We start from the raw sequence: 26414 nt of genomic DNA on the forward strand, positions 1-26414 counted from the left end.
CGATCAAATGTTCTGTAACTCTCCCGTTTTATAGTTACGGCTTCTTTTCCAAATGATCGGATTCGACACCTTTGGCAGTCGCCGATTCCCGAACTACCTTCAGAATGTATGGGACTATCTTTTCTACATTTTCTTTGTTCGTCACCAGGCCCATATGATCAGCGGTATCGATCTGGACATACTCGCTTCTGGTGGATAGAGCAGCGATCTGTTTGTGCAAATTTGCAAAATTTTCTCTCAATTGCTCCGCTGACATCCCTTCCGGTAAATAAGCGGGCGTGGTCTCTTTCGTTGCAGAGATAACGACGATGGGTCTGTCGCCTAAAGTCTTATTCTTTGCCGCCTGCTCCGCCGCCTTGTCGAAGTCATTCGCTTCGAGGACCGTTGTATTCAGAATCGAGGTTTTCTTTGACAAATAAATGGTCTGGTCACGAATGTCTTGCGGGAGCTCTTCGAGGCTCGCCGAACTCACAAGCGGATTGTAAACTTCTAAAACGCCAAGCCCTTTAAGTACCTTGACGAGCGTTACTATCCATCCGACCGTTGACATCAACTCGTCTTTCTTTTCCTTAGTTAATCCGAGTTTCTCATTCTGTTCGGGATGGCTGGGATCCAGAAACACTAGGCCCGCAACTTCGCTCGGGTATCGCTCGACATAGTCACGCATATACAGTCCGGCGATCGAGTGTCCCGCGAAAACGAAAGGACGCTTTACTTCCGCTTTGTCTAAGAGCGTGTGCAGCGCCGTATTCACGGTCTTTGCGTCTCGCGGAAGTCCGCTTTCCTCACTCCATCCGAGGCCTGCACGATCGTAAATACAGATCCTGGTGGTCTCAGAAACGCCATTTTGTATCCAGTAGGACAACGGCGTCGAAACGCCGGCACCGGCTTCGAAAACCACGGTTGGCAAGTTTTCATCGCTTTTCCCTTGAGGGGAAACGCATTTTATGTGTAGTCGATATCCGCCGACATCGACCATTTCACCCGGCGGCGGAACGACCGGAGCGATCAACCGTAAGACCTGGCCCACGATCAGCGGTATGCCGATCAAGACTGCCAGGGCGATGCCTGTAATTTTCAGTAGTTTCCTAAATTTTGGTAGCCTAAACACCACGTCTCCTACAATCAACAAATGACCGAAGCTTCCGATCCCGCCATCAGTTAGAGCGGATTTCACGAGAGCGTCTTATTTTTTATCCGGTACCCGCGTAAAGTTACCCATCGCTCCCATATCAACCGAAGCGACCTTGCCGCGTGCGTTTAGGCTGAATTGCATAAAGCCGTTGCCCTCGACACGGTCTCGCCACTTAACCTGAAAGGTATCGTAGTTCCAGTGTTCGAGTTCGCCGTTAAAATATGGCCCGAATTCTGCAGTTAGCTTGCCGCCATCCAGTTTGATCTCGACGTCGCCATACATTTCACTGTTATATTTACCGGCATATTCCTTCAGATCAAGTGACGGTTTTGTGCCGGTCACTCTCGATGCCAAAGCCTTTTCCTGGGCGGCGGCACCCTGCTTTTCAAGCGCCTGAATTTTGGGAAGTGCCTCAGCCTGCCAATCGCGTGTGGGCTGACCCATATATGAGTCGAAGATACGATAGGTCAGAAATTGTGGAAGCAGCGTTCCGCCGACGTTCGTAAGTATCACAATTCCGACATTTGCCTCAGGTATCATCGCTACTTCGGCCCTCATACCGTCAATCGCGCCGCCGTGCTCGACCAATTTCTTACCGCGAAAATCGCTCAGAAACCAGCCCATGCCATAACTCATAAAGTGGGCGTCGGGGTAAAATATCGTGTAGGGTCCTTCCCTACGAATGACCGTTTGCGGTGTGTGTGTCTCGTCGAGAGTGGCGGCGCTGACGAGCTGTTTGCCATCAAATTTGCCATTCCCGAGCTGCATCCGCAGCCATTGAGCCATATCCACAACATTTGAGTTTATCGAGCCAGCGGGACCGATATTGTCGATCAGCCGCCATGCGACCGGCTGTAATTTGCCGTCCACCTTCTGATGCGGCGTCGAAACGTCATTTGATTTGGAAAGCGTCCTGATCGTCGTATTGGTGTCTTTCATTCCGAGCGGCGTAAAAATGCGTTCGGTCAGAAAGTCGTCCCAGGATTTGCCGGTTATGGATGGAATGATCTGTCCGGCAGCGAGAAACATAACATTTTGATACCCAAATCTTGACCGCATGCTCGACGAGGGCTCTAGAAATCTTATACGCCGTAACACCTCATCTCGATTGTGCTCAGTGGCGTACCATAGCTGATCGCCGCGTTCGAGCCCGATCCGATGCGTCAACAGATCGCGAACTGTCATTTCGCGCGTTACATACGGATCAAAGAGTTGAAAACTCGGTAAATATTGGCTTACACGATCGTCCCATTTGAGCTTTTTATCATCGACGAGCATACCGATCGACGTTGCCGTGAACGCCTTTGACGACGAACCAATAGCAAAGATCGTATGTTCGTCAACCGGCGCGGTTTTGCCCATTTCGCGAAGCCCGTAGCCTTTGGCATAGACGACCTTGTCGTCCTTAACGATGGCGATCGCCATACCGGGGACATCCCATTCCTTCATTGCCTTGTTGACGTAATCGTCAAACCCTTGAAACGGAGCCTGAGCGTGGCTGCTCTGCAGTCCCGCCGCCATAACAACCAATAGAATTGCCAAATTAATGATGGAACGTAATTTCATATTTTTCCTTTTTGTCGACGTGAAATTCACGGGATTAAATTATTACAAATAAGGACTTTAACAAGCGTCAAACCGTCCAGATCTCTTTCAAAACACGTGCAAAATTGCCACCGAGTATTCCTTGAATATCCGAATCGGTGTATTTGCGGCGGATCAGGCCCTCAGTAAGGTCAAACATCCGTTTTGGGTGATTCAGGCCCTCGACATCGATCTTTTCTCGGAATCCGTAACTGCCCTTGTAACCGGCACGCAATTGCTTATTGGATTCCGGCGGCATTGCGTCGTAACCGTAAAGATCTATGTCGCTGCCGACACCGAGATGCTCCGGGCCAATTAGATCACGGACGTGGTCGTAGTGATCTAGAACGTGTTCGATGGTGGTTGGCTCATCCGCTTTCACGAACATTCGCACGCCTGTAATTCCCATTACGCTACCATTCAAACCCACTCTCTTAATTGCTTCGTCCGACTTATCTCGTGGATGTCCACCTGCGAGTACGCGACAATTTGAGTGAGTGATCAAAACCGGTTTCTTGGAAAGTTCGAAAGCGTCGAGCGTCGTACGGTCGCCGCAATGGGAAACGTCCACAGCCATTCCGACCTTGTTCATTCGTGCGATGATCGCTGCGCCAAAATCCGATATGCCTGAGTCGTTTCTTTCGGTTGAACCGGTGCCGATGAAGTTTCGGGAATTGTAAGTTAGTTGTGAGACTCGCTGGCCGAGATTTCGAAAGAAATCAACGTCGTTCGGGTTGCGAAACTGATCGGAATTTTGAAGACCCAGAATGACGCCTAGCTTGTTCGATTTCTTTACGCGGGCAAAATCATCCGGGCTGTCGATCCGCATAAAATGTTCGTCGTGGCTGGCGATGAAACCATTCCAAAATGCAAAAAACTCAAGGACGTTTTGGTATGAGGTCATTCCTCCCATACCGAGCGCGGGGTGGATGACGTTGATTCCAGAGTCCTTCCACGGTTGCAGATCGGCAGCCGTAAATGTTTCCGGATCCTTGAACCATTTGTCCTGTTTTGCAAAATCGAGCGTCATTACGCACAGCATATCGATGACCGTAGATTCTTTGACAAGCCCGATCGCGCGAGCCGAATATTCGGTTGGCGAATTTGCAAATAACCGAAACCGGCCAAAATTGAGCATCGGTGCAGCAACTAAGCCCGCTCCGGCCACGGCCATACTTTTCAGCAGGCCGCGCCGCGATATGAGATCACATTTCTTTTTGTTCTTCTTGCTATCCATATTATTGGTTTCAGTTTGAGCCGATCTTCTCAAATACCTGGTTTCCGATCCGATAACGCGTCCAATCTTTGTAGTCAAAATGCCACCATTCGGCTTCGTAAACGGTAAACCCAACAGACTCCATTGCGTCTCGCAGCAATTTCCGATGCCAACGCTGTAGCGATGTGCCGCCGGGATAATCAGGGTATGACCGGTCGGATGTTTCATCGTAAGTGCCGACCATTTCGATCGGTTTGCCGCTATTCAGGTCATACAACGAAATATCGACCGCCATTCCGCGATTGTGCCGCGACCCCTGAGATGGGTCGGCGACGAAGATCTTTTTGTCGTCGGGCGTTGCATCCCAAAAGACCTTGGTCACATACCACGGCCGATATGCGTCGTGGATCAACAGACCGTAGCCAAGTTTTTTGAGTTTTTCGTTAGCTCTAACAACGGCCTCGGCCGCCGGACGCTGCATAAACGCTTTCGCCTGCGAATAAAAAACGCTGCCGAGAAAATTGTTGGTCCCGGCATAGCGGACATCGAGCTTTACCGTCCGATCAAGCTTGGCGACCTCGACCAGATCCGATGTGTAAAAATCCCCAGTTTCCTGTGGCGGCGTCGCGGCAAGAGCTTCTTTTAGCAGTTCGGGAACCGGCCTGAGTGGTTTGATATGAAGCTGGCCGACACCGTCCGGCCCGACATCACGGTGTTTGAATACCACATTTGCCGCATTTACCTGCGTTGCTTTTCCATTTGTGTCGCGGGTGAATACGAGCAGTTCACCATCGTAGAGGCCATGATCTGGAAACTTGAAGACGTTTTCGGAAACTTGCTCAAGCGGGTCATACTCGAACCATTCGATCAAAGCCCAGAGCTTGCCGTCTTTTTCGAGGATATAAAGAACGTCGTGGTCCCAGCCGTATTCACCGATCAGTCCCTTTAGCTTTGTGTCAGTAGGTGGTGGTTTGGGGGCGGCAACTCGTTTGTAGGCCTCGTTATTGACGACGATCGAGTCGCCATCGGGCGATATCCTTGGTCCAAACGCCAGCTTACCGTCAACCATCAGATCATTGCCGCTTGACCTAAGCACAGCCGGAGATCCGCCCTCTGTGCTTAGGATCGAAAGCTGATTCCTTGAGCTATCGGTCAGGTCAAAGCCCTTTGGACCATTCATATAGCGGCCAGCGAGCAGCTTTGCCCGGTCGGGCGCTACCGGCGATGTTTTCGCGGGCTCGGGAATCGACTTGCCGTCTCGCACGGCGAGCATGGCTTTCAGCGCAAGATCGGCGATGTGGGCCGTCACGGCATTTGCGGCGTCCTTTGTGGTCACTACGACGACACCGAGTTTGTCGTCGGGCAAAGCGCTTAATTGGGTTGCAAAACCATAGATCGCCCCGCCGTGGCCTATCTTTCGATGGCCATCCATTTCCGAGATGCCAAAGCCGATCCCAAATCCCGTTTTCGCTCCCGGCTTGGCATATTGCGGCTTCCACATCTCGTCAAGTGTCGACTGCGTCAGCAGCTGCCCCTTTGAGCCACGGCCGCCGGCAAAAAGGACGCTCATAAAACGGCCCATATCCTTGACTGTCGTGTACATAGAACCCGCAGGACTTATTCCCAGCTCGAACGTCGGGGCCGGAAACGTGCGTCCGTCGATGGTCCACATATAAGCCTTTGCCAGGCTTTTCGTGATCTCCGGCGTGGGCTCGAAACTGCTGTGGTCGAGGCCCATCGGATCGAGCACCGATCGTTTGAGATATTTTGCAAACGGCTCTCCCTGCGTTTTCTCGAGAACATAACCGACCGTCGCGACACCTGCGTTCGAGTACTTGACGTGAGTCTCGGGAGCGTAAACGAGCTTTGTATCGTTGAGGCTCGCGATCGTTTTCGCCAGCGTCGGTCCAGTCGGATCGAAATAATTGCCGACCGGCGGCTCGCGAACGAGGCCCGATCGGTGCGACATAAGCTGACGGAGGGTTATTGGCTTATCAAAATTATTTTTCGGATGAAAGGTCGGAAGATATCGAGTAACCGGTGCGTTAATATCGAGTTTGCCTTGCTCGACAAGCTGCATAACCGCAATGTCTGTAAAGAGCTTTGAGACCGAACCGACGCGGTAAACGGTCTCGGCCGTTGCCGGGGTTTTGGCCGTGGGGTCGGCAAAACCAAACCCGTTGGCCCACACGATCTGCTGATCGTCCACCAAAGCGATCGAGACCGCCGGCAGGTCCTTTTCGGCCATTTCGCGAGCGATGAACTTTTCGAGCATTTCCGCTACTACCGTAAAATCACGACGCGGTGCGACGTTCTGAGTAGTTATTTCAGCAGGCCGGGGATTGCTCGCAGATATGGAACGGCCGGGCAGGGAGGTCAGCCCGAAAAACGCCGCAACCGTGATCGCTACAAGTATCGGCCAGTCCACTCTGTTTCTTCGTATTGTCATATCTTTCATTAGCACGTCACGCCGCCAGATCTTCCATCGTTTGGGTGCGGCTAAGAACATACTTTCCGGTTTCATTGCCGCGAACGAAGTCGACGATCACAAATCCCGCGTCAATTGCTTTGGTAAAGGCCATCCGCGTCGCATCGCGCCAATCCGCCGCCAATTCGAGGCTCTGCTGTTCAATTTCCTTGATCCGTCCGGGTATCTCGATGAATGCCACGTCACCAATATTCGCGTCGTTTAAGTCGCGATACCCTGGTATGCTATTTTCGGTTACCTCAAGCAGCGATTCACCTTTCCCGTAATCCCTCGTCAAAACTTTCGAGTAAAGCTTTTCGGTGACGCGGCGGCTATTGACCGGCCAGGTTACCCATAAACGGTCCGTACCGTTGCGATGAAGAAAACTGGCGGCGTCCGCACCGTAAAAATCGACCAAGTATTGGTTCGACACAACGCCAAGCCGGTTAAAATTTAAGTAGGCATTCAAGCTTTGCAGCGGGTCGAATGTCCAGGTCATCAAGCCAATACCCTGGGCTATGATGAAATCCCGTTGAGCAAGTTTGAGACGGTATCCAACGCTGTGACTTCGATATTCAGGCTTTACCGCAAGCATATGCGAGTGATGTGTCGCCCTTTCGTGCTCAAATCCGGGAAAGCCGTATGCAAATCCGATCAAAGTCTTATCGACAAATGCTCCAATCAGCGCGCCTCCGGCTGCTTTTGCGGCGACGAACTGCGTAAGCGGCACAACATCGAGATCCGGCAGACCCCACACTTCCTTTTGGAGTTCTTCGACTGCCCGCATTTCGGCCTGTCCGTCAATGTCCCGGATGACGATTTCAACTGCGGTCATGGTTCTAAACTTTGGTCGTAATTTGTAATAAATGCTATAAATTTCGTTGCTTCGACCATATCTTTGCCGATGAATCTTATGCTGTGTGAATCTATCCGTTTGACGGTGGTTAAATAGCTGAGGATCTCGGCCGGTCGATAATTCTTGAAACGCACATCCAACTGGACCGGTGTCTTGACCTTGTACGGCTTAAAGCTCTTAATACGGCCCATCGCCGTTTTCACTTTCTCGCGGATAAGGTCGTAGGCCGCTTCGGGCATCATTGTTTTTGCTGAGTGAAAACCATAATTCCACTTAACAACAGCTCCCTCGATATCGCCGACCGCGGACGTTACCTCTTTGACCGCAGCGTCGTCGCCGGAGACCATGATCACCGGCACGTTAAAGTGGCCGGCAACCGCCGCGTTAAAGCTTCCTTCAGAAACTGAGACATCATTTACCCGCACGTCTGCCAGCCGTGCGCTGGAGAATGTGTGGGCACGCACCCCTTCGATATTCATAGTGCTTGCGTGATAGCCAATAAAGATGACCCCGTCGAAAGTTTCGTCAAGCCCCTCCATCATCTCGAGCGGACGCGGAAACCCTCGGACTAGCAGAACATTTTTCGGCAGTTTTTCGATCAGCAGATTTTCCGCGTTACCGTGCGAATCGCTTATCACGACCTCGGTCGCGCCGCCGGCAAATGCGGCTTCGATAGCGGCGTTCGTCTCCTGCGTCATAAACTCGCGAAACCGTTGGTACTCAAAGCCCGTTGGTCCCAACTGGTCGGCGGTGACCACCCCAACCACGCCCTCCATATCAACTGAGATGTAAATTTTCATTTTCTTTACCTGCGCTTCGGCCGCGGGGCTAATCGCTAAAAGCAGAAGAATTGTGCAAATCAGACTCAACATTGATCTCATAACCGTTACTCCCATTCGATTTCGGACAATGCTGGAACCCTTCCCGTTATTCCTCACAACTAAATGAATTCAATAAAACATTTCTACTTGAGCGGTTTACTGCGATGGCGTTTTGCCCTGTCCGTAGATCACCTTTCCCGGTCTTGCTCCTGTGTGCTTTCCGTTTTCAATAACGACCTCGCCGTTAACAAGAACGTAATTGATTCCCGTCGGTGTTTTATACGGATATTCATACGTCGATTCATCTTGTATTTTGTCGAAATCAAAGATAACAACATCGGCCCACAGACCTTCTTTGATCAAGCCGCGTGATGGTATACGTAGCCGCGTAGCCGGCCACGAAGTCAATTTTCGAATCGCTTCCGGCAACGAAAGTACTTTCCGTTCGCGTACGTACTTTGCGATCACTCGTGGAAAATTACCATAGCCGCGCGGATGACCTGCTCCCTCAGTCTTGGGATCGATAAGTTCAGGGGAAGCGGCCGCGTCGCTGCCAAAACTTATCCAAGGATATTTCATGGCCGTTTCGATATCGCCTTCGCTCATCATGTAGTAAAGTGCGGAAACGCGTCCGCCGCTGCCTTGTTCGACCAGATCGAACGCAGCGTCCGCCGGATCCTTGTTCCATTCCTTTGCGATCTGGACTAAATTTTTATTTTCGAATCGCTTGTTATCCTTGTTCGCCGCATTGACCAGCACGACGTGTTCCCAACCGCCGGCGGCTTCGACAATATTCCACCAACCGGGCGAGCCGGTCTTGATCTCATTTTTTAGGCGAGCACGGATCGCAGGATCCTTCAGGCGTTCCAGCAGTTTTTGTCGGCCGCCATCAAACGCCCACGACGGGATCACGGAATCAAGCCCCGTTCCGCCCGCCGTATAGACATACATATTCGCTGCGACATCAACTCCGCGTCCGCGTGCCGCCTCGATCTTTGCACCCGCTTCGACGATCAGCTTGCCCCACCCGGGCTGGAAGGCCGCTTTGAGATGATAGATCTCGACGGGTATGCCGCTCTTTTCACCTATCTCTATAGCTTCTTCGACCGATTGAACGAGTTCCTCACCTTCACCTCGAATATGGGTTGCGTAAACACCGCCATAACGGCTGGCGACCTTTGCCAGTTCAATAAGCTGTCCCGTCTTTGAATAACTTGCCGGAGGGTATATTAGAGCTGTCGAGATCCCGAGAGCACCACCTTTCATCGCCGTCTCGACGATCGCTTTCATTCGATCGAGTTCTTCCGGAGTCGGGTCGCGGGCATCCTGACCAAGTACAGCAACGCGGGCCTGCGTCGCTCCATAGTAAGTCCCCAGATTCATACTGATGCCGTTTTTTTCGAGGCCGGCAAAATATTCAGCGATCTTTTCGGCGGGCACCGGAGTTCCACCCTCGCCGCTGATGCCGGTCGTCACGCCCATTAGCAACTTGCTTTCGGCGAGCGGACTCTTGATCAAGACTCCGCCGGAGGCATCGAGCATATCGATCCAGCCCGGCGAAACGTATCGCCCTGTCGCGTCGATCTCACGTTTGCCTTTGCCATCTACTTTGCCGATACGAACAAACTTCCCGTCCTTGATCGCAACATCCGCCGCGATCCACGGATTGCCCGCACCGTCCAATACGCGACCATTTCGTATGACGATGTCATAGATCGGTACCCCTGTTTGTGCCGCGACCTGCGCTATCGAAGTTCCGAGCAGAAGCGCGAGAATAAATAGCCCGGAAAAAATACGTCTAATACTGCCTATCATTTATTTTTCTCCAAATCTTTAGGTACGGCGGCTATCGTCGTGGTCGAGTATTTCTTCATCAGATCCATAGCCCGGTCGGCCAACTTAAAAAGATGCTGATGCGCTTGGTGGCCATTTGTTAGGATCGCGAAACCAAATTTGCGATCACGGTTACCAAGCAAAAATGACGTGTATCCGGAAAGGCTGCCGCTGTGGGCAAAATATCTGTCGCCGTCTCTCACCTGCGTCCACCAGGTCAAACCGAAACCGGCGGTTTCATTTCCCCAAATGCCCTCGATCCCGCCTTTGAATTGATCAAATTGCCGCGTCACCATCTGGTTAAACGTTGCTTCACTTAAGATTCTTTTTCCCTTGAATTCCCCACCATTTAGATTTGTTATCAGCCAATTGGATTGATCCAGGATAGTGCCGTAAGTAATGCCTGCCGGATAAACTGCGGCCCTGATGCGAGTCGCAGGCGTTTGTCGGCCGGTTGCCTTGTCGATGACATAAGGCACCGCGATCCGCTCGTCCATACTCGGGGTCGGGTCAAATCCCGTACTCGTCATCTCAAGCGGCGTCCAGACGTGTTCCTGCATATATTGCCGGTATGGTACGCCCGACAATTTTTCAACCAAATATCCAACCAGCGTGAAGGCCGCGTTCGAATATTCGACCTTCGTCATCGGCGGGAAAGCTACCTTTAGTGATTTACGAACGAAGTCGTCCAGTTTTATCACATCGTTGTTGCTCCAGAGCGGAACCGCTCCGAAATCGCCTTCTAATCCAGATGTGTGAGTTAACAGATGCCGAAAGGTCACAGGGTTTTTCGGGTCGTCGCCCTGGATATCAAAATCCAAATATTTGCGAACCGGATCATCCAGCTTGAATTTACCCTGATCCATTAGCTGCAACAGCGCATACGTGGACATTGCCTTAAACGTAGAACCGATCAGATAGACGGTGTTTGGAGTCGCAGGCGTTCGGGCCCAGAGATTTGATTCGCCGTAGCCAGCGGTCCAAATCACTTTGTCGCCCGAGATCAATGCAATTGATGCCGATGGAATATTCCCCTCGATCATCGCCTGACGAATTGCGGGTTCGAGATCCGCCACAACCTTCTTTATATCGACGGTTTGGCCAAACGCCGGGATGCAGAGAGTACAGAGGACAAACGCCGCGGCGGCGACACAAAAGCTAAACCTTAAACGTAAGGTTCTATTCGGTTTGGTATATGTATTCTTCATGAGCTATTTGGAAATAACGGGCAAAGCTATATAAGACGCATTTTTGCCCGAGCGATAGATTCGTTGGGTTGCCTTTTGAAAATCAGATTCCGTCGCCTTAAAAATGTTCGGCACGAATTTCTGCGGATTACGGTCGATGACCGGAAACCAAGTGCTCTGGATCTGCACCATAATGCGGTGGCCCTTCTTAAACGTGTGATCGTTTGCCGGATACGTGATCTGATATTTTTGAACGGAGTTTGCCGGAATCGGATTAGATTTTTCCCAGCCTTTATAATATCGACCGCGAAAGACATCGCCGGCGATCATTAATTGAAAGCCGCTCATACTAGGCTCGGACTCAAATTTATCCGGATAAACATCGATGAATTTCACGATCCAATCACTGTCGGTTCCGCTCGTCGAGGCAAAGATATTTGCGACTATCTTTCCCGAAACGGTCACGTCCTCGGTCAGAGGCTCTGACTTAAAGGTAAGAACATCGGGCCGATATTCGGCAAAGCGTTGATCCTGAACCTGCCAGATCCGCCACTCGGCTCCCATACCGACTTCCATCGGACGCGGGCGATATGGTACCGGATTTGCCGGATCTGAAACATATTCATCAAATACGGCGCGTGCCGCTTTCGGCGAGTCAAACGAGAGTTTTTTGTCTGCCTGCAAATAGAGGTTTTTGACGCTGGCTTCTTTCGGTGCCCAAGTATCGTGCCTGATCCATTCGTTATCACCGGTTCGGAATGTCAGAGCTTCCGGCAGCTTCGGATCAGGCTTGTCCTTTAAGTAATGTGCGAGGAATGGAGCCCGGACATTCTTGCGGAAATAATCCGCCGTTGCGCTTCCGAATTTGATGCGATCCAATTTATCGCCGTCGCCACGCGAGAATCCGCCGTGATTCCACGGACCGACCACTAGAAAATTCTGATTATTGGTATCGTGTTTTTCGAGCAGTTCGTAGATCTTTATCGGCCCATAAAAATCCTCCTGATCCCACCACCCGGCGACATTCAGCGTCGGAACCGTCACTTTATTTAGCCACGGAGCAAACGCCTGCCGTTTCCAAAACGCATCGTAATCCGGGTGCTCCTCAAAATCGTTCCACGTCGGATATTTATCCTTCAAGTATTTTGGATCGACATTGGAGAGTGGGCCTAGATCAAGAAACCACTCGTATTCGTCGCGTTTGTCGATCACCTGTGACGGGCTTACCACTTCTTTCGAAGTTTCCATCATATACGTGTATGCAAACCCGTAACTCAAACGAAAAGCTCCGTTATGATGAAAATCGTCGCCCAGCCACATATCAGCCGGCGAAGCCTGAGGCACGATCGCCTTTAGCGCCGGATGCGGATCGAGCATTCCCATCACTGTCAGCCATCCACCATAACTCGTGCCCGACAAACCAACGCGGCCATTATTATTCTTGGTGTTTTTTAGTAGCCATTCGATCGAGTCATACGTGTCGGTGCTCTCGTCGATCGCCTGTTTATCTTTTGGATCGCGCGGTTGGCGAAGCATCACGAATTGGCCTTCGGACTTGAACCTGCCGCGAATATCCTGTTGAACGACTATGTAACCATCTTTTGACAGTTCAGGAAGAGCAGCATTGAGTTGCTCCGAAGTGAGATCGCCGACGCCATAGGGCGTCCTCAGCAACAGTATCGGCAATTTCTCGCTCGTAATGTCTGGGGTAAAGATCTTTGTGTAAAGTCGAACGCCATCGCGCATTGCGACCATCGCATCGGTTTTTGAATAAACGGGCGCCGCACGTTTTGCGTAAACCGGCGACAATGCCGCGAACAGGATGCTGAGAGCGAATGTCGCGAGGACCAATGCCCGAATTTTCGATACTGAACTTCGTCCTTGTTGAATTCTCACGGTCAGTTCTCCTTAAGGTTTCGATACGCGATCGATCGGCGCCGGTCGCGGCGTACGCTTGAGAGGTTCTGTCTGCAATAGCTTCATTGCTTCGGCGACTGCCCGCTCCAGCTGCGCGTCTTTGCCATTTTCGATCGGTGTATTCTCGACATTGATATCAGCTGATACTCCGATATTTTCAACATCCCATTTACCCTCAAGGTTATAGAACGCGAGGCTTGGCGCCGTTATCCCGCCGCCGTCGATCGTTGGCGGCACGCCCAGTGTTCCGACGAGGCCGCCCCACGTCCGTGTTCCCACGAGCGGACCGAGTTTGCGCAGCTTGAAGTAAAATGGCAACGCGTCGCCGCCGGAGCCGGCTGATTCGTTGATCACCATAACTTTCGGGCCGTAAACACCTGCGATCGGTGAGAAAAATGTATTGCCATCGCGAACAGCAAATGAACCCATCGGCTTGCGGTCGAGTTCATTGACGATGAAATCCGCGACCATGCCGCCCTGATTGTATCGTTCGTCAACAACCGTTCCTTCCTTGTTCTGCTGAGCGTAAAAGTAGCGGACGAACGATGTATATCCCGGCCCGCCAGTGTTTGGCAGCCAAACGTAGGCAAGACGGCCACCCGAAAGTTTGTCCACCAGGCGGCGATTGTCTTCGACCCAACCGCGTGTCCTGATTCCATTTTCGCTCGCTATCGGAACAACCGTAACGAGCCTTGAACCTTCCGGTGTTGGCTGGTCATTTAACCTGAGTACGATCTGCCGATTTGCCATGCCCTCAAAAAAGCTATAGAAATTAGCGCTCGTGTCGATCGGTTTGCCGTTTACCGCGAGAACATAATCGCCCTCTCTCGCGTCGATTCCAGGAGCGCTCAGCGGAGCCCGTAGTTCGGGATTCCAGTTCTCACCGGTGTAGATCCGGCTCAGGCGATACTTCCCATTCTCGACCTTGATGTCCGCACCAAGCAGACCGACGGAAACGGGATTGTCGGACGGGACATCGCCCGAACCGGAAAGATACGAGTGTCCGACCGTCAATTCGCCGCCCGTTTGGGCGATCAAATAGCCAAGATCGCTGCGATGCTGGACAGACGCTAGCAACGGAAGATATTTCTTGTAAACGGCGTTCCAATCGGCGCCTTGCATTTTCTCGTCGTAGAAATATTCACGCTGTATCCGCCAGGTCTCTCGGAAGATGTTCGCCCACTCGGCTCGCGGATCAACCTTCATTTCAAGTTGTGCGGTATTGAGAGCTCCTTCGCCGGGTTTGGCAGGTGCCGTCGTGCCGACAACGCCGAATCGTCCGCCGCGAGCCGCATAGATGAGCTTTTTGCCATCTGCCGATACCGAATATTGGCTGATCCCGTCCATAAACGGCATCGCGGCACCGGCCGCGACCGTATATTTGTGCAATCGGAAAGCGCCGATCTCGGGAACCAATTCCGTGTAGAAAAATGTGCCTACCGGTCCCGCGTTAAGACTGCTGAGGTTAGCGGCCCGAACGCTTAGCGGCAGGATTCGGTTGTTGATGCCGGCAAAGTCGATTCGCACCGCAGTGGCACCGGCGGCCGGTTTGCCCTTGGGAGCATCGGATGGCGACGCCGGCTTCGGTTCGTCGCCCGTTTCGGGGATCAACGGTGAAGGCTCATCCGATGGCAGCACGACAAGATATGCCGATCTATCCGTCGGATGATCGATCGAGCTCATATCTAGCCAGCTCGTTTTCGGGCCGAAATTGGTGCTCGCCAGGAAATATAGATACTTACCGCCGGCGTCGAACGCGGGGGAGATCGCATCGGCCAGCCCATCGGTTATTTGCCGCGTCTTTTTCTCGTCAACTGAATAGACAAAGATCGCACTCAGACGGCTGTTCAGATTTCTTGAATATGTTATCCATTTAGAGTCCGGCGACCACGACGCGTTAAAAGTTGCGCTCGGAACCGGATCGTTGTCCGTATCGATCTTGGCAAAAGTGCCGGTCTTTACATCCATCGTCCAGAGGTTGCTGTGATTGTCCTCGACCACGAGTTGCTCGCCGTTTGGCGACCAGATCGGATTTTGGAAGTAGGCAGTCGTCGGCAACGCAATGACGCGCGGTGCGTTCAATCCTGATGCATCGCCGATCATCAGCTGGTATTCGCCCGTCGGGTCGGAAAACCACGCTAATTGGTTTCCATCCGGCGACCACGCCGGATCGCGATCGTGTGCGCCCGAACTATTTGTAAGATTGCGGTAATCGCCTTTACCGGTCGGCACGGTGAAGATATCACCGCGAGCTTCAAACGCTACCCGAACACCGCTCGGGGAAAGCGCGGAGCTACGGATCATATCGCCAACTTTCTTAAATTGCGTTTGTGCCCACGGAAAATCGCCGGTTACTTCGATATTTAGTTGCTGAGACTTTCCTGTTTTTGCATCAACGAGATGGATATAACCCGCCTGCTCATACACGACAGCGTCCGATCCGGCAGATGCCGTCATAACGTCAAAGTCGTTATGGTTGCTAACCTGTTTTACTTGCTTGCTGCCGGTGTCGTAACTAAAGAGATTGGCTGTAAAATTACGGTCGGACACGAAATATATGGTATTGCCGATCCACATTGGCGAGCTGTCGTTGCTGTTTGTCCACGGCAGCTTTGAGATCGAATTATCAGCTAGATTGATCACCGATATCGGATGTGTACGACCGCCGCGGTAATGGCGCCAGAAACTTGTCTCCTGCCACGGCGGGAACATCGTGGTCGAAAATTCCTCATACGCCAATCGCTGTCCGTCGCCTGAATAGGCGCCTGTAAATGCTCTGGACAATTGTAGTGGTTCCGGCATTCCGCCGTTCACGCTAATGGTCCATAGCCGCCAGTGTGACTCAAGCGGAGCATTGCCTCGCACCGACGAAAACAAGATCCTCTGACCATCCGGCATCCACCCACGCACATGATCTTCGGAGGGGCTATACGTCATACGCTTCGGGTCACCGCCGGATGTTGCCACAACGTATACGTCCGTATTTCCGCCGACTGTGGCCGTAAACGCGATCTTCGAGCCGTCAGGTGAAAAATACGGTTCGGTCTCAACACCGGGAGTTGCCGTCAATCGAAGAGCCTTACCGCCGCTTCGCGAGACGGTCCATATGTCCCCCGCGTATGCAAATGCGACGAGGTCGCGGCTCACTGCCGGGTGCCGCAGCATTCGCGTTCCTTGGGCCATGGCAATTGAGAAAAAAGCCACACTCATGAGAAAAGCGAGGACTAGATGTCGAACTGTCATTTGATTTACAACTCCTTGATGCTACGTATCGCGAACAATATCAATGCTCGGGTTGCCGCCGTATTGAGGCGACAACCCTTCTTGCATTTATCGAAACTCCCAATAACGGATCTTAGAACGAGATTCTAAATCCAATTTGACCTTCCCGTCCCGACAATACCTGCGTCGTCGAACCGAAGGCCTGAGTAGGGATCGTGTCACGGTTCTGGATCGCAGCCGGATTTTGACGGTTCAGGATATTGAAGAATTCGAACAACACCTGTACCTTGACCCGTTCACCGACATCGAACCGCTTTGAAAAACGCATATCGAAATTGACGTACGGAGCTGCCGAAAACGCATTACGACCGGCCGTAAAATCGATGCTGTTAAAATTACCGTTGCCGTCCGGGTCTCGGTTCAGATTATCGAATTTGCTAAAATGAAATCCGCTCTGTGCCCTAAATATCCCGCCGATCTGAATTTGCCACGGTAGCTCTAAAAGCCCGTTGAACTGGAAAATATGATCCAGCGCCAAACTTGACGGGCCTTTGTCCAGATCAGGGCCATTCACAAATGTCCCGGCCTGGGCAACAAAGTTACCGTTTCTGCTGACGAAGGAACCGTTCGCGTTTGTCTGCTGTACACAACCAGGGTTACCGGATGCGCATGGTTCGACAACAACCGGAGCGATACCAATGAATTGATCCGTGGACCTTGTCCCAATACCGAGCGAATTGTCAGTCGCTTTAGCGTACGTGTAACTGCCACCAAGGCTAAAGCGATGGCTCAAACGTTTATCCAGACTCAATACCAGTGCGTCATATTTTCCCTTGAAGAACGGTCCAAACGTAGCAATTTCTCCAAGTGTGTTTGGCGCATCAAAGCTGCGACCGATGCCCGCGACACGGGATCGGAATGCGAGATTGCTGGTTCTGGTACCGAGGAGGTTACGAATGTCCCGGTGAAAGTAATCCGCCTGAAACACGATGTCGTTTGTGATCTGCCGCTGGAAACCAATGCTGAAACCGCGCGTCTGCGGCGTGTTGAATGTGCTATCAACAGTTGTAGGAGTAGATTGCGCGGGAATGACCGGATTGTTCAACACACCAAATTCTCCCCATTGAAAGTAGCCATCAGGCTGGCCGATTGCCGCCGCGGCCTGGGTGAGATATTGAGCGGGCGTGAGGCCGGTAAGAGTTTGCACATTGCTGATGTTTAGTACTGCATTGGCAGGTATGGGTGCATGTCCCACGGCGACGACATTGTTCAATCGATCAACTCCGACGATCGGACCTCCAATTAGGGGGCAAGTTGTCCCCAAAGTAATGATCTGGGCATCGGTTAGCTGATTGGAGATGCAGGGGCCTGGAAGGCCTGAAAAGCGGGCGATACTCGACACCAAACTAGGCGAGCCATAGAAACCGCGGGGAAAATAAAGTGACTGACCACCTCGGCGGTCACTGCCGCCGAACGAAGGGATATTGGCGACAAGTCCCAACCGGAACTGGTCGAAAAAGACCCCGTAATTCGCCCGAATAACCGTTTTAGGCGTAATCGCCCACGCAACGCCGAGCCGCGGGGCAAAATTCTTGTCCGCCGCGAACTCGCTGTCCTTTTCGTAGCGAAGCCCGAGATTCACGGTCAGATTCTTTAGGATCTTCCAGTCGTCCTGAACAAAAACACCATTGTAATTGTTATTTAGTCGAATTTTAGCTTTTTCGGGTGTGACAGCCCCTGTATTGGCAAGCAGGATAATGCCGCTGTTAATTGGGCCAAAATTTACAAAATCATCGATCGTTGCATAAAGCTGCGTAGCGATATTATTCGGATCGAGCCCGTCCACCTTGGTTCTCAAATACTGCCATCCGAACTTAATTTCATGATCACCGAAGCGTTTGCCGACATTGGCTCCAACCGATGTGTATTTCTGATCCAGAAACGATCGCGTCGAGAGACTGCCGAAAACCACGGATGGTAGAGTCGAGAAAAAACCGCACGTCGGGGGACAAGTTTGCTGTGCGGGAAACGGCTGCAATGATGTGGTTCCGGTGAACTGCGGAAATGCCGGTTGATCGTCCGACGGCTCACCGCGGTACGAACCTCGCAACGTAACTACCCACGGATTGCCCTGATCCCCAAGTATCATAGTGTCCCCAAATCCGAGGAGCAGATGTCGAGCGCTTGTCGACCTTCTCGTTGACGGTAAACCTGCACCCGCTGCACGATCGTAGCCATTGGTATAATTTACTTGTTGATTCAACTGATGCCGCCCGAAGTTTTCGTTAAGCTTAAAAAAGTTTCTGGTCTCACGGCCAATAGCCGGGCCATCCAATGGATCCTCCTGAGTTTGGAGCAACGACAGCAGATTGGGCGGCAGAGCAGGATAGTTGAAATCAATTCCTCGATCTTCCTGGATACGTTCGGACGAGCCAAAGAAAAACATCTTGTCTTTCCAGATAGGGCCGCCGAGAGCGAGACTGTAATCGTAACGTCGCAGTGCGGGTTTAATACTTGTGGAACTTAACGAGTTTGACGAATCGAAGCTGTCGTTTCGGTGAAAAAATGACCCTACACCGTGGAATTGGTTACCGCCACTTTTGGTGATAACGTTCACGATCGCTCCGGATGCCTGTCCAAATTCCGCCTTGTAGGCCGATGTAAGCACCTGAAATTCTGCGATCGTCTCCTGATTGAACTGAGCCGCCGCTCCACCGTTAACGGTGTCTTTATTAGGCTGTCCGTCAATTAGAAAGTTGTTATTTCCACTTCGTTCGCCTAGAACCGGACTGGCATTGTCGCCGCTCGACTGCCGGTTGATTGCCACGCCGGGAACAAGCTGAAGCAGATCAAGATATTCGCGACCATTTACGGGCAAATCTTGTATCTGCCTCGGAGTTACCGTAGAACCGGTGGATGACGCCGTAGGTTCCAGCAATGGTAGTTCGCTGGTCACCGTAACTTCGACGCCAGTTGCCCCAACGTCCAGTTTGGCATTTAAGACACCCGTGCGATTTACCGTCAGTTCGACGTTAAACGTGGCGGTGCCAAACCCTGGTTGTGAAACAGTCACCTTATAAGTACCGGCCGGAAGAGCAACAAGACGGTAGAAACCCGCGCTGTCGGTAACGGCGGTGCGTTCAGCGGCAGAGTTCGCCCCAGTCGCCTTTACAGTAGCACCAGCGACGACCGCGCCATTGGGATCCGTAACCGTTCCCTCAATGTTTGAAGTCGTAGTTTGGGACCTCACAACTGAGAAAAGTCCGATCACCATTAACACGACGCAAGAACTGACAATAAATTTAATCTTTCGCATTCTTTCCTTTCACCTCACTCAAGAAATTAGTAAATCAAGACCGCTAACCTACCTCTACCCGCCTAAGATTCCAACATTCCTGTCGAAACGATTTTTAAATATGTCCCGACGACTGAATGTATAGATAACATCATTCGTTTGACCGCATAATTTTGGCCGCTTCCGCGGCTGAATTTTCCTTGGCCCCGTACCACCGAGACCCTGACGTTGATTCCCTGTCGAACTCTTCCAGCAATTTCAGCGCCCGTTTTGGCTGGCTGTGTGCATACGCGATCAGAATGGCGTTGATCGCAGCAACAGGAGCGACATAAGAATCAATAAACGATGCTCGGGCGGTGGATGCGACAATGTATTGATCGCAAAGGCGTGCGATCGGGGTCTTTACGCTGTCTGTTATGCCAAGTGTCGGCACGTTATGCCGTTTCGCCCGCTCAACCGCTTCAACCGTTTCGCGCAAGCATTTGCCAAAACTGATAGCAACAAAAAGATCTTTTTCGGTCAGAATGCTGATCTTATTTTGCAAAGAGCCAGTAGTTCCCATCGGAGCCTCGGCATCGCATCCCAATCGTACGAGCCCATAAGCGAAGGATGTAGCCAGCGACGCAGCAAAATCTATACCCACAATGATGATCCGCCGCATTCCGTGAATTTGCTTTGCTATCTCGACGACTTTCTCGACATCTATACTCGACTTTAGTAGGTTCAGATTCTCGAGATCTTTATCAATGCTGTTGTTAACGTAATCGGCAACGCTCCGATGCTTTTGCGTTGCCTCCCTCATTGACGCGTATGGGGTGATCTGCGTAACGAAATGATTACGCAGATCGTGAGCAAAGTCGGCGAATTTTTTATACCCCATCGCCTGGATCGTGCGAACGATCGTAGCCGAATCGACGTTGTAACGCCTTCCCATCTCACGTGACGAGAGGTAAAACGTCTCGTCAGCTTCGGCCAGTATCTGGCTCAATAGTCGCTGTCGGCTTGAGCTTAATTCAGTTTGGGTATCTAAGAAACGTGCTTCAAGCTTCGTTTGCACGTCATTGCCATTCAGGCTTTCCGCCGTGTCTGTTGCATTTCCGGTAGCATCGCCGGCGAATACGCCCGCACTATTCCGACTCTTAAATTCTTTTTTTCGCCCTTTCGTATCCATACGATAAGTGCCTTTTCGCTTCTACATTGTCGAGAGACAAGCTCGCTGCCCCTGCAAAAGCAGTCAGGAATTCAATTCTGATTGTGCAACATGTGATGCAATTTTGAAATTCAACAGCAATATACGCTGAAGTTTACCTCTATGTCAACAAGAAATTCTGCAAATTTGCACCAAGTGGTGCATTATGACAATATTATGACGATCAAATAGATATTGTTGGGTAAAGGATCAAAATAAAACAATGAAAAATACGTTATTGATATTGCTGTTGTTGGCAGGTCTCTCGTGGCAGGCATTTGCCCAAACGCCTGCAAAAGGCATCGAGGGCACCTGGAACGGGACGCTTGACGCTGGTTCTGCAAAGCTGCGTTTGGTTGTCACAGTGACCAAGTCCGAAGCCGGCGTTTATACCGGAAGCTTTGAAAGTGTGGATCAGGGGGCGACTATCCCGTTTGATACGGTCACGCTCAAGGGTGACGCCGTGACCTTTGAAAGCAAGGCCGCTGGGATCGTTTACGAAGCGGTTCTGAACAAAGAGAGCACGGAGCTCGTCGGCACCTTCAAACAGGGCGGGCAAGAGATACCGCTCACGCTTTCCAAAACCGCGCAGAGAGCGTCGCCGGCAACCGGATTTGAGGGCACTTGGAACGGCGTGCTTGACGCAGGCGGGACAAAGTTGCGTTTGATCGTTACAGTCACGAGATCCGAGGCCGGTGCCTATGCGGGAAAATTTGAAAGCGTGGATCAGGGAGCGACCGTCCCGTTTGACACAGTCACGCTGAAGGGGGACGATGCGGCCTTTGAAAGCAAGGCCGCTGGGATCGTTTACGATGCCAAGCTGGACAAAGCTCGCACGGAACTCGTAGGCACCTTCAAACAAGGCGGGCAAGAGATACCGCTGATGCTGACACGAGGCGGGCCGGCGGCGGCTCCGAAAGCTGCCCCGAAGCCGAAACCCGATTACTCGGCTCCCGCCGACGCTCCCTATACAACGGAAGAGGTGTTGGTAAAGACGCCCGGCGGCTTTACTCTCGCCGGCACGCTGACGCTTCCTAAAGGAGCAAGTAAAGCAAAGCCCGTTGGGGCGATCGTCACGATCACGGGCTCCGGCCAGGAAAACCGTGACAGCGAGATCGGGCTGGAAGGCTACAAACCCTTTCGCCAATTGGCAGATTCGTTTGCCCGAAGCGGCATCGCCTCGCTTCGTATGGACGATCGCGGTATGGATGGTTCCGGCGGCATATTCAAAGGTTCGACGAGCGAAGATTTCGGCGAAGATGCACGAGCCGGACTCGCTTACTTGCGGACGCGGCCGGAGATCCGGGCTGATCGTCTCGGAGTGGTTGGGCACAGCGAGGGCGCGGTTATAGCCCCGATGGTGGCCTCAAAGGAACCGACGCTGCGAGCTATTGTGCTACTCGCCGGCATCGCCGAACCCGGACGCCCGACCCTTCATTTCCAGATGAAGAATCTCATTGAACACAACGCGAAGCTCACGGCCGCTGAAAAGGAAGCCCAGATCGCTGAGATCCCCAAGAAGATCGATGCGATGATGGCCGCAGACCCATGGATGAAATTTTTCCTAACTTACGAGCCCGCATCAGCGATGCGCAAGGTGAAGACGCCGGTGCTTATCCTGACCGGTTCTAATGACCAACAGGCAGTCCCTGCGCAAGTCGCCCTGCAAGAGGCGGCGTTCAAGACAGCGGGCAATAAGGACGTGACTGCTCAAGTGCTGCCGGGTCTCAACCATCTTTTTGTCGAGGACAGCGACGGCTTCCCCGGCAACTACGCGAAACTCCCGCCCCCGGTGATGATGCGAAGCGACGTCGTGAAGATGGTCACGATCTGGCTCGTGAAACGGCTTAAATAATACTAAACGGAGATGAATTTGAGCCCGATGCAGTTCAAATGCTTTTCGCAAACTATTGGTCGTTGCAACTGCTACGACACTACCAAAGCTTGGGTGGATTATTTATTGCGAACAGGAAACGGGCACCTAACTGGTGCCCGTAACTTGTTGATCAAATTGGCTCCGCAGGTAAGACTCGTGTCTTACAACCCTTCGGTATACAGCCCGGTTCGCACTGTAATATGCGATAACATAGGATAACAAAAGTCAGACGTTGACCCCCAAAAACACTCGATTTTGACCTGTTTACCCTTTTGTGGACCCCAAAATCTGTAACATACGATAACATCGAGTCTTAGATAACTCTTTAGATAACCGCAACGTTTCGGGTATAGGAATGAACAGCGATTCCGGCAACACTGAATTGAAAAAGAATCGTCGTCCCCTTTCAACCTGCTTCAGGATCCCTATTGCCTGCGTCTCACTGAACTTCGATCTCGTCATTTCCAGTCCTCCTCCTACTTTCTTTTTTGACCGGAAACTATATTTCTGTCTGGTACTATTTTATGGAAGGCTTACAGGTGCAATGCTTACGGTAAGTCGTACCAGGTTGATCGCCCTGCTCCGTGGCGCACCAGTAACTTGTTCTCTACCAGGCTGCGGAAATGCTCTTTGAGCGTGTTACCGCTTGCACCTGTGGCTCGTACCATATCGCGCATGGTCACGCGGCCTTGGTCGCGGGCATAGTCCAGAATCCTGACGGCCAATTCCGGTAAGTCGGCGATTACAATCTTTTCGCGCTCTACCTTTATGGCCAAGCGGCGCATTTGCTGCTGCAAGGCTCGCATGAAAAACATTAACCATGGCTGCCAGTTCGGAGAGTCAGTCCGAATGGTACCTTGCGTCTGGCGCAAGGCCAGATAGTACCCTTCCTTGCTGTTCTCGATAACGCTTTCAAGAGAGCTATACGGGACATAGGCATAGCCTGATTGCAGTAGGAGCAACGTGGTAAGAACACGGCTCAGGCGTCCGTTGCCGTCTTGGAATGGGTGAATCTCCAGGAACACAACAATGAATATGGTGACAATCAGCAGAGGATGCAATCGGCGCAAGTCGCGTGCTTCCGCAAGCCAGGCGATAAGTTCGGCCATAAGGCGCGGCGTATCGAACGGTGTTGCGGTCTCGAAAACAATGCCGATCTGCTTTCTGCCTTCGTCGAAAGCGACAACGCTGTTGGACATTTTTTTGTATTCGCCACGGTGCCGCTCGTCCTTCTCGCTTTGGAACAGAAGGTCACGGTGAAGCTGCTTGATATAGTTTTCGTTGATGGGAATCTCTTGCCAGTCGGCAAAGACGGTTTCCATGACGCTGGCATAACCGGCAACTTCCTGCTCGTCGCGGCTTCCGAACTTCTTGATTTCGAGGTTGGCAAGCAAACGCTCGACCTCGCGGTCGGTCAACTTGCTGCCCTCGATGCGGGTTGATGAACCTATGCTTTCAATAGTGGCTACGCGGCGCAGCGCCTTTAGGCGTTCCGGAGCAAGGCTGCCGAGAGAGCGCCACGCTCCTTTGAATTCATCTATTTCCGTGATCAACGCGAGCAATTCCGGCGTTATCTGTAAGGTGTCTATCTTCAACATCCAGTATACCTCACCCGTAGTATCACCCGATTACACCCGATTGTCCACCTGTAAATCCACCCGAGTACGCCCGTATTTTGTATCCATGGCCCCGTAGGATCTTTTCCTCAAGGACGGACGTTGCGTTGTGACACCGACAATAGTAAGGGCAAAGAACTGCGCAGGCTACCCGACGCGTGTTCCCTGCCCCAAAGCCGCAGGTGAACGCATCATTCAGCGAAGCCCCGACCAACCTTTGCGTAATTACGGTATTTTCGAAGGTAATAGAAAAAGGTGCCTCTACGCTTGCTAACAAGCCGTTGATGATCGCAGTTCCTCCGACCGGATTTTAGTTTGGAATCTCTCGTGTGTAACGACTTCTCTGTGTTCCCAAGTCAACAGGAGACCCAATATCATCAACAAACTCAAGAGCCCACGGCGAGTATCTGATGATCGAGCTTAAAGTTTCGCGCCTTCATATTCAATGCCGATATTCGGGTATACGGCCGGCGAATCGGGGTCCAGGCGGATCACGATCGGCAACACAAAAAAAGCGCTGTTGCCCGGAATGGACAACAGCTAGCGTGAGAGTCGGCGACGCCAAATTGGCTCGCGGTCAGGTAGCCGCAAGATAAGAAAAATCATTTCAGAAAATAAACTAAAGATGATGACAGATAGGCGGCTTTCAAAAAACTTGCACTTTAACAAAAAAAAGATGTTGCCCGGAACGGACAACATCTAGTGTGGGAGGTTTTGTCGTGTTGGTGACGCCCATCAGTGGGCGGATCTTTCCCTTTCCGCAGTGACTTAAAAGGTAGGAGAGATTCTTCCGATCTGATCGGACGAACTATTGGCCGGATCGGGCCTAAAGCGAATAACGAAGCAGGGCGATGTAGCGATCAGCATAAGCATTGCTAGCATCGGTATACGCTACGCCCGCGACAACAAACTTTTGACAATTGCAAGTGGGGTCCAGACGAACGGTTCCCTTTATCCCCGTGTCATAGGACCCATAAAATTCCGTCAGATTCCATCCGGTTCCTTGATATGAAGTGTCGAGCGTTCCGTTCGCATTATATCTGGCGGTGAGTATATTCGCGTTGGCATTGTTCCCTGCGAGCCTTGATTCGCCGGTCAACACGATCTTTCCATTAGACTGAACCGACACCGCGGCAAAGTAATCCTGCAGGTCGCCGAGGTTCAGTGGAGCAGTCTTACCGCCGCTGCCGAACGTTGTGTCGAGTTTCCCGTCTGACTTCAGGCGGATCATAACGGCGTCGAACCCCTTTGGATACGGAGTAGTATCAACGTAGATCGCCTCGCCGGAGACAAGGATCTTGCCACTTGCGTCAACTGTCAGATCGCTGACAATATCAAGCTTTCCCGCAAAATCAACTGAGGTTCGTCCCTTTGTGCCGAAAGTTGTATCGAGTTTGCCGTTAGTATTGAAGCGACCGACCGCGAAGTCCCAACTCGTACCGTTCCAGGTCTCTCCACCGGCCAGCACCTTGCCGCTTGAGAGCATTTCCAAGGCTCTGATATTCATTCCGGGATTTGTCGTCGAAACCCCGTTCGGTCCGTAAGTCGTATCGGCTGTGCCGTTTGATTTCAAACGAAGGATCGAATTTGTACCGCCCGCGAGCAATATTTTCTGATCGCTCTGGATCGCAACGGCTGACGGCGCCCACGCTACGTTGAGGCTCGTTGCGCCGCCCGTTCCGAACGTGGTATCAAGTACGCCCCACTTTGTGTACCGTTCAACCCGTGTGCAACCAGAGCCGCACTCGGAACCCGCGACGACAAATCTCTCTTCTCCGTTGACCGTTTGAATCGCAAGTTTTGAAGCACCACCCGGTCCCCACGTAATGTAGGCAAAGCCACCGCTGCCGAACGAGGCGTCAAGGCTTCCGTCAGCGGTGAATCGAACGAGCGCACCACGAAACGTTGTAGGGGTATCGCTGACATAAGCCAGAATAACGATCTTGCCGTCGCTCTGAAAGACCATATCCCGCGTGCTGTTCGTATGCGTGGCCCCAAGTGGAACCTGAGTAACCGTAAATCCGCCGATGCCGAACGTCGGGTCGAGACAACCCGGCGAGCCGGGACATGTTTGTGAATATGCATTGGCCGCCAGAACAATGGCGCAAACGGCCGCAACCGCGAAAGATCTACCGAGTGTTTTTAACATTGTCATACTCCTTAACCTTGATTTGTGAATTTTCTTGTCATCGGTTAAAGA

At 51.9% G+C, this 26414-nt stretch carries 15 protein-coding genes; 1 reads left to right on the forward strand and 14 read right to left on the reverse strand.

Going from position 1 to position 26414, the window contains the following annotated elements; translation table 11 throughout:
- Positions 1–34 precede the first annotated feature (34 nt).
- The 12 genes from IPQ00_13175 to IPQ00_13230 all read right to left on the reverse strand — a co-directional run bounded on the left by IPQ00_13175 (position 35) and on the right by IPQ00_13230 (position 20704).
- Entirely contained in the window at positions 35–1111 is a 1077-nt protein-coding gene (locus IPQ00_13175) for an alpha/beta hydrolase (protein MBL0241512.1), read from the reverse strand.
- 75 nt (positions 1112–1186) lie between these two features.
- On the reverse strand, positions 1187–2701 hold the full coding sequence (locus tag IPQ00_13180; protein ID MBL0241513.1) for a serine hydrolase: 1515 nt from the start codon (positions 2699–2701) through the stop codon (positions 1187–1189).
- 67 nt (positions 2702–2768) lie between these two features.
- On the reverse strand, positions 2769–3920 hold the full coding sequence (locus IPQ00_13185; protein ID MBL0241514.1) for a membrane dipeptidase: 1152 nt from the start codon (positions 3918–3920) through the stop codon (positions 2769–2771).
- 46 nt (positions 3921–3966) lie between these two features.
- Complete coding sequence (locus IPQ00_13190) at positions 3967–6384, reverse strand: serine hydrolase (protein ID MBL0241515.1); 2418 nt, start codon at positions 6382–6384, stop codon at positions 3967–3969.
- Positions 6385–6400: 16 nt separating this feature from the next.
- Positions 6401–7237, reverse strand: a complete 837-nt coding sequence (locus tag IPQ00_13195; GenBank protein ID MBL0241516.1) for a GNAT family N-acetyltransferase — start codon at positions 7235–7237, stop codon at positions 6401–6403.
- Positions 7234–8058: a M55 family metallopeptidase gene (locus IPQ00_13200; GenBank protein MBL0241517.1), complete on the reverse strand. Its 825-nt coding sequence runs from the start codon at positions 8056–8058 to the stop codon at positions 7234–7236. Before IPQ00_13200 ends, IPQ00_13195 begins: the two co-directional genes overlap by 4 nt.
- 177 nt (positions 8059–8235) lie before the next feature.
- A complete protein-coding gene (locus IPQ00_13205; protein MBL0241518.1) occupies positions 8236–9894 on the reverse strand; it encodes a D-aminoacylase in 1659 nt (552 codons plus the stop codon).
- Positions 9891–11120 (reverse strand): beta-lactamase family protein, encoded by a 1230-nt coding sequence (locus IPQ00_13210; GenBank protein ID MBL0241519.1) that lies wholly within the window; start codon positions 11118–11120, stop codon positions 9891–9893. The genes IPQ00_13205 and IPQ00_13210 overlap by 4 nt, the downstream gene beginning before the upstream one ends.
- Positions 11121–11123: 3 nt before the next feature.
- The gene (locus IPQ00_13215) at positions 11124–12995 is read right to left on the reverse strand and encodes a CocE/NonD family hydrolase (protein MBL0241520.1); all 1872 of its coding nucleotides are present in this window, start codon (positions 12993–12995) and stop codon (positions 11124–11126) included.
- A 12-nt stretch (positions 12996–13007) separates the two neighbouring features.
- Entirely contained in the window at positions 13008–16259 is a 3252-nt protein-coding gene (locus tag IPQ00_13220; GenBank protein ID MBL0241521.1) for a PD40 domain-containing protein, read from the reverse strand.
- A 112-nt stretch (positions 16260–16371) separates the two neighbouring features.
- Positions 16372–19554 carry a TonB-dependent receptor gene (locus tag IPQ00_13225; GenBank protein ID MBL0241522.1) on the reverse strand — a complete coding sequence of 1061 codons (3183 nt, stop codon included), beginning with the start codon at positions 19552–19554 and terminating at the stop codon, positions 16372–16374.
- Positions 19555–19684: 130 nt separating this feature from the next.
- Complete coding sequence (locus tag IPQ00_13230; GenBank protein ID MBL0241523.1) at positions 19685–20704, reverse strand: MurR/RpiR family transcriptional regulator; 1020 nt, start codon at positions 20702–20704, stop codon at positions 19685–19687.
- Positions 20705–20945: 241 nt separating this feature from the next.
- Here IPQ00_13230 and IPQ00_13235 point away from each other — a divergent pair, with 241 nt between their 5' ends.
- Positions 20946–22577: an alpha/beta hydrolase gene (locus tag IPQ00_13235; GenBank protein ID MBL0241524.1), complete on the forward strand. Its 1632-nt coding sequence runs from the start codon at positions 20946–20948 to the stop codon at positions 22575–22577.
- 569 nt (positions 22578–23146) lie between these two features.
- Here IPQ00_13235 and IPQ00_13240 read toward each other — a convergent pair.
- Positions 23147–24196, reverse strand: coding sequence for a Fic family protein (locus tag IPQ00_13240; GenBank protein MBL0241525.1), 1050 nt, complete (start codon positions 24194–24196; stop codon positions 23147–23149).
- 844 nt (positions 24197–25040) lie between these two features.
- Entirely contained in the window at positions 25041–26363 is a 1323-nt protein-coding gene (locus IPQ00_13245; GenBank protein ID MBL0241526.1) for a hypothetical protein, read from the reverse strand.
- Positions 26364–26414: the final 51 nt, after the last annotated feature.

Source organism: Chloracidobacterium sp. (assembly GCA_016720705.1).
Classification (GTDB): domain Bacteria; phylum Acidobacteriota; class Blastocatellia; order Pyrinomonadales; family Pyrinomonadaceae; genus OLB17.

Coding starts and splice junctions, on each gene's coding strand:
- IPQ00_13180 (MBL0241513.1), bottom strand. CDS start 2,701: ATGAAATTACGTTCCATCATTAATTTGGCAATTCTATTGGTTGTTATG.
- IPQ00_13190 (MBL0241515.1), bottom strand. CDS start 6,384: ATGACAATACGAAGAAACAGAGTGGACTGGCCGATACTTGTAGCGATC.
- IPQ00_13195 (MBL0241516.1), bottom strand. CDS start 7,237: ATGACCGCAGTTGAAATCGTCATCCGGGACATTGACGGACAGGCCGAA.
- IPQ00_13200 (MBL0241517.1), bottom strand. CDS start 8,058: ATGAAAATTTACATCTCAGTTGATATGGAGGGCGTGGTTGGGGTGGTC.
- IPQ00_13205 (MBL0241518.1), bottom strand. CDS start 9,894: ATGATAGGCAGTATTAGACGTATTTTTTCCGGGCTATTTATTCTCGCG.
- IPQ00_13210 (MBL0241519.1), bottom strand. CDS start 11,120: ATGAAGAATACATATACCAAACCGAATAGAACCTTACGTTTAAGGTTT.
- IPQ00_13220 (MBL0241521.1), bottom strand. CDS start 16,259: ATGACAGTTCGACATCTAGTCCTCGCTTTTCTCATGAGTGTGGCTTTT.
- IPQ00_13225 (MBL0241522.1), bottom strand. CDS start 19,554: ATGCGAAAGATTAAATTTATTGTCAGTTCTTGCGTCGTGTTAATGGTG.
- IPQ00_13230 (MBL0241523.1), bottom strand. CDS start 20,704: ATGGATACGAAAGGGCGAAAAAAAGAATTTAAGAGTCGGAATAGTGCG.
- IPQ00_13235 (MBL0241524.1), top strand. CDS start 20,946: ATGAAAAATACGTTATTGATATTGCTGTTGTTGGCAGGTCTCTCGTGG.
- IPQ00_13240 (MBL0241525.1), bottom strand. CDS start 24,196: ATGTTGAAGATAGACACCTTACAGATAACGCCGGAATTGCTCGCGTTG.
- IPQ00_13245 (MBL0241526.1), bottom strand. CDS start 26,363: ATGTTAAAAACACTCGGTAGATCTTTCGCGGTTGCGGCCGTTTGCGCC.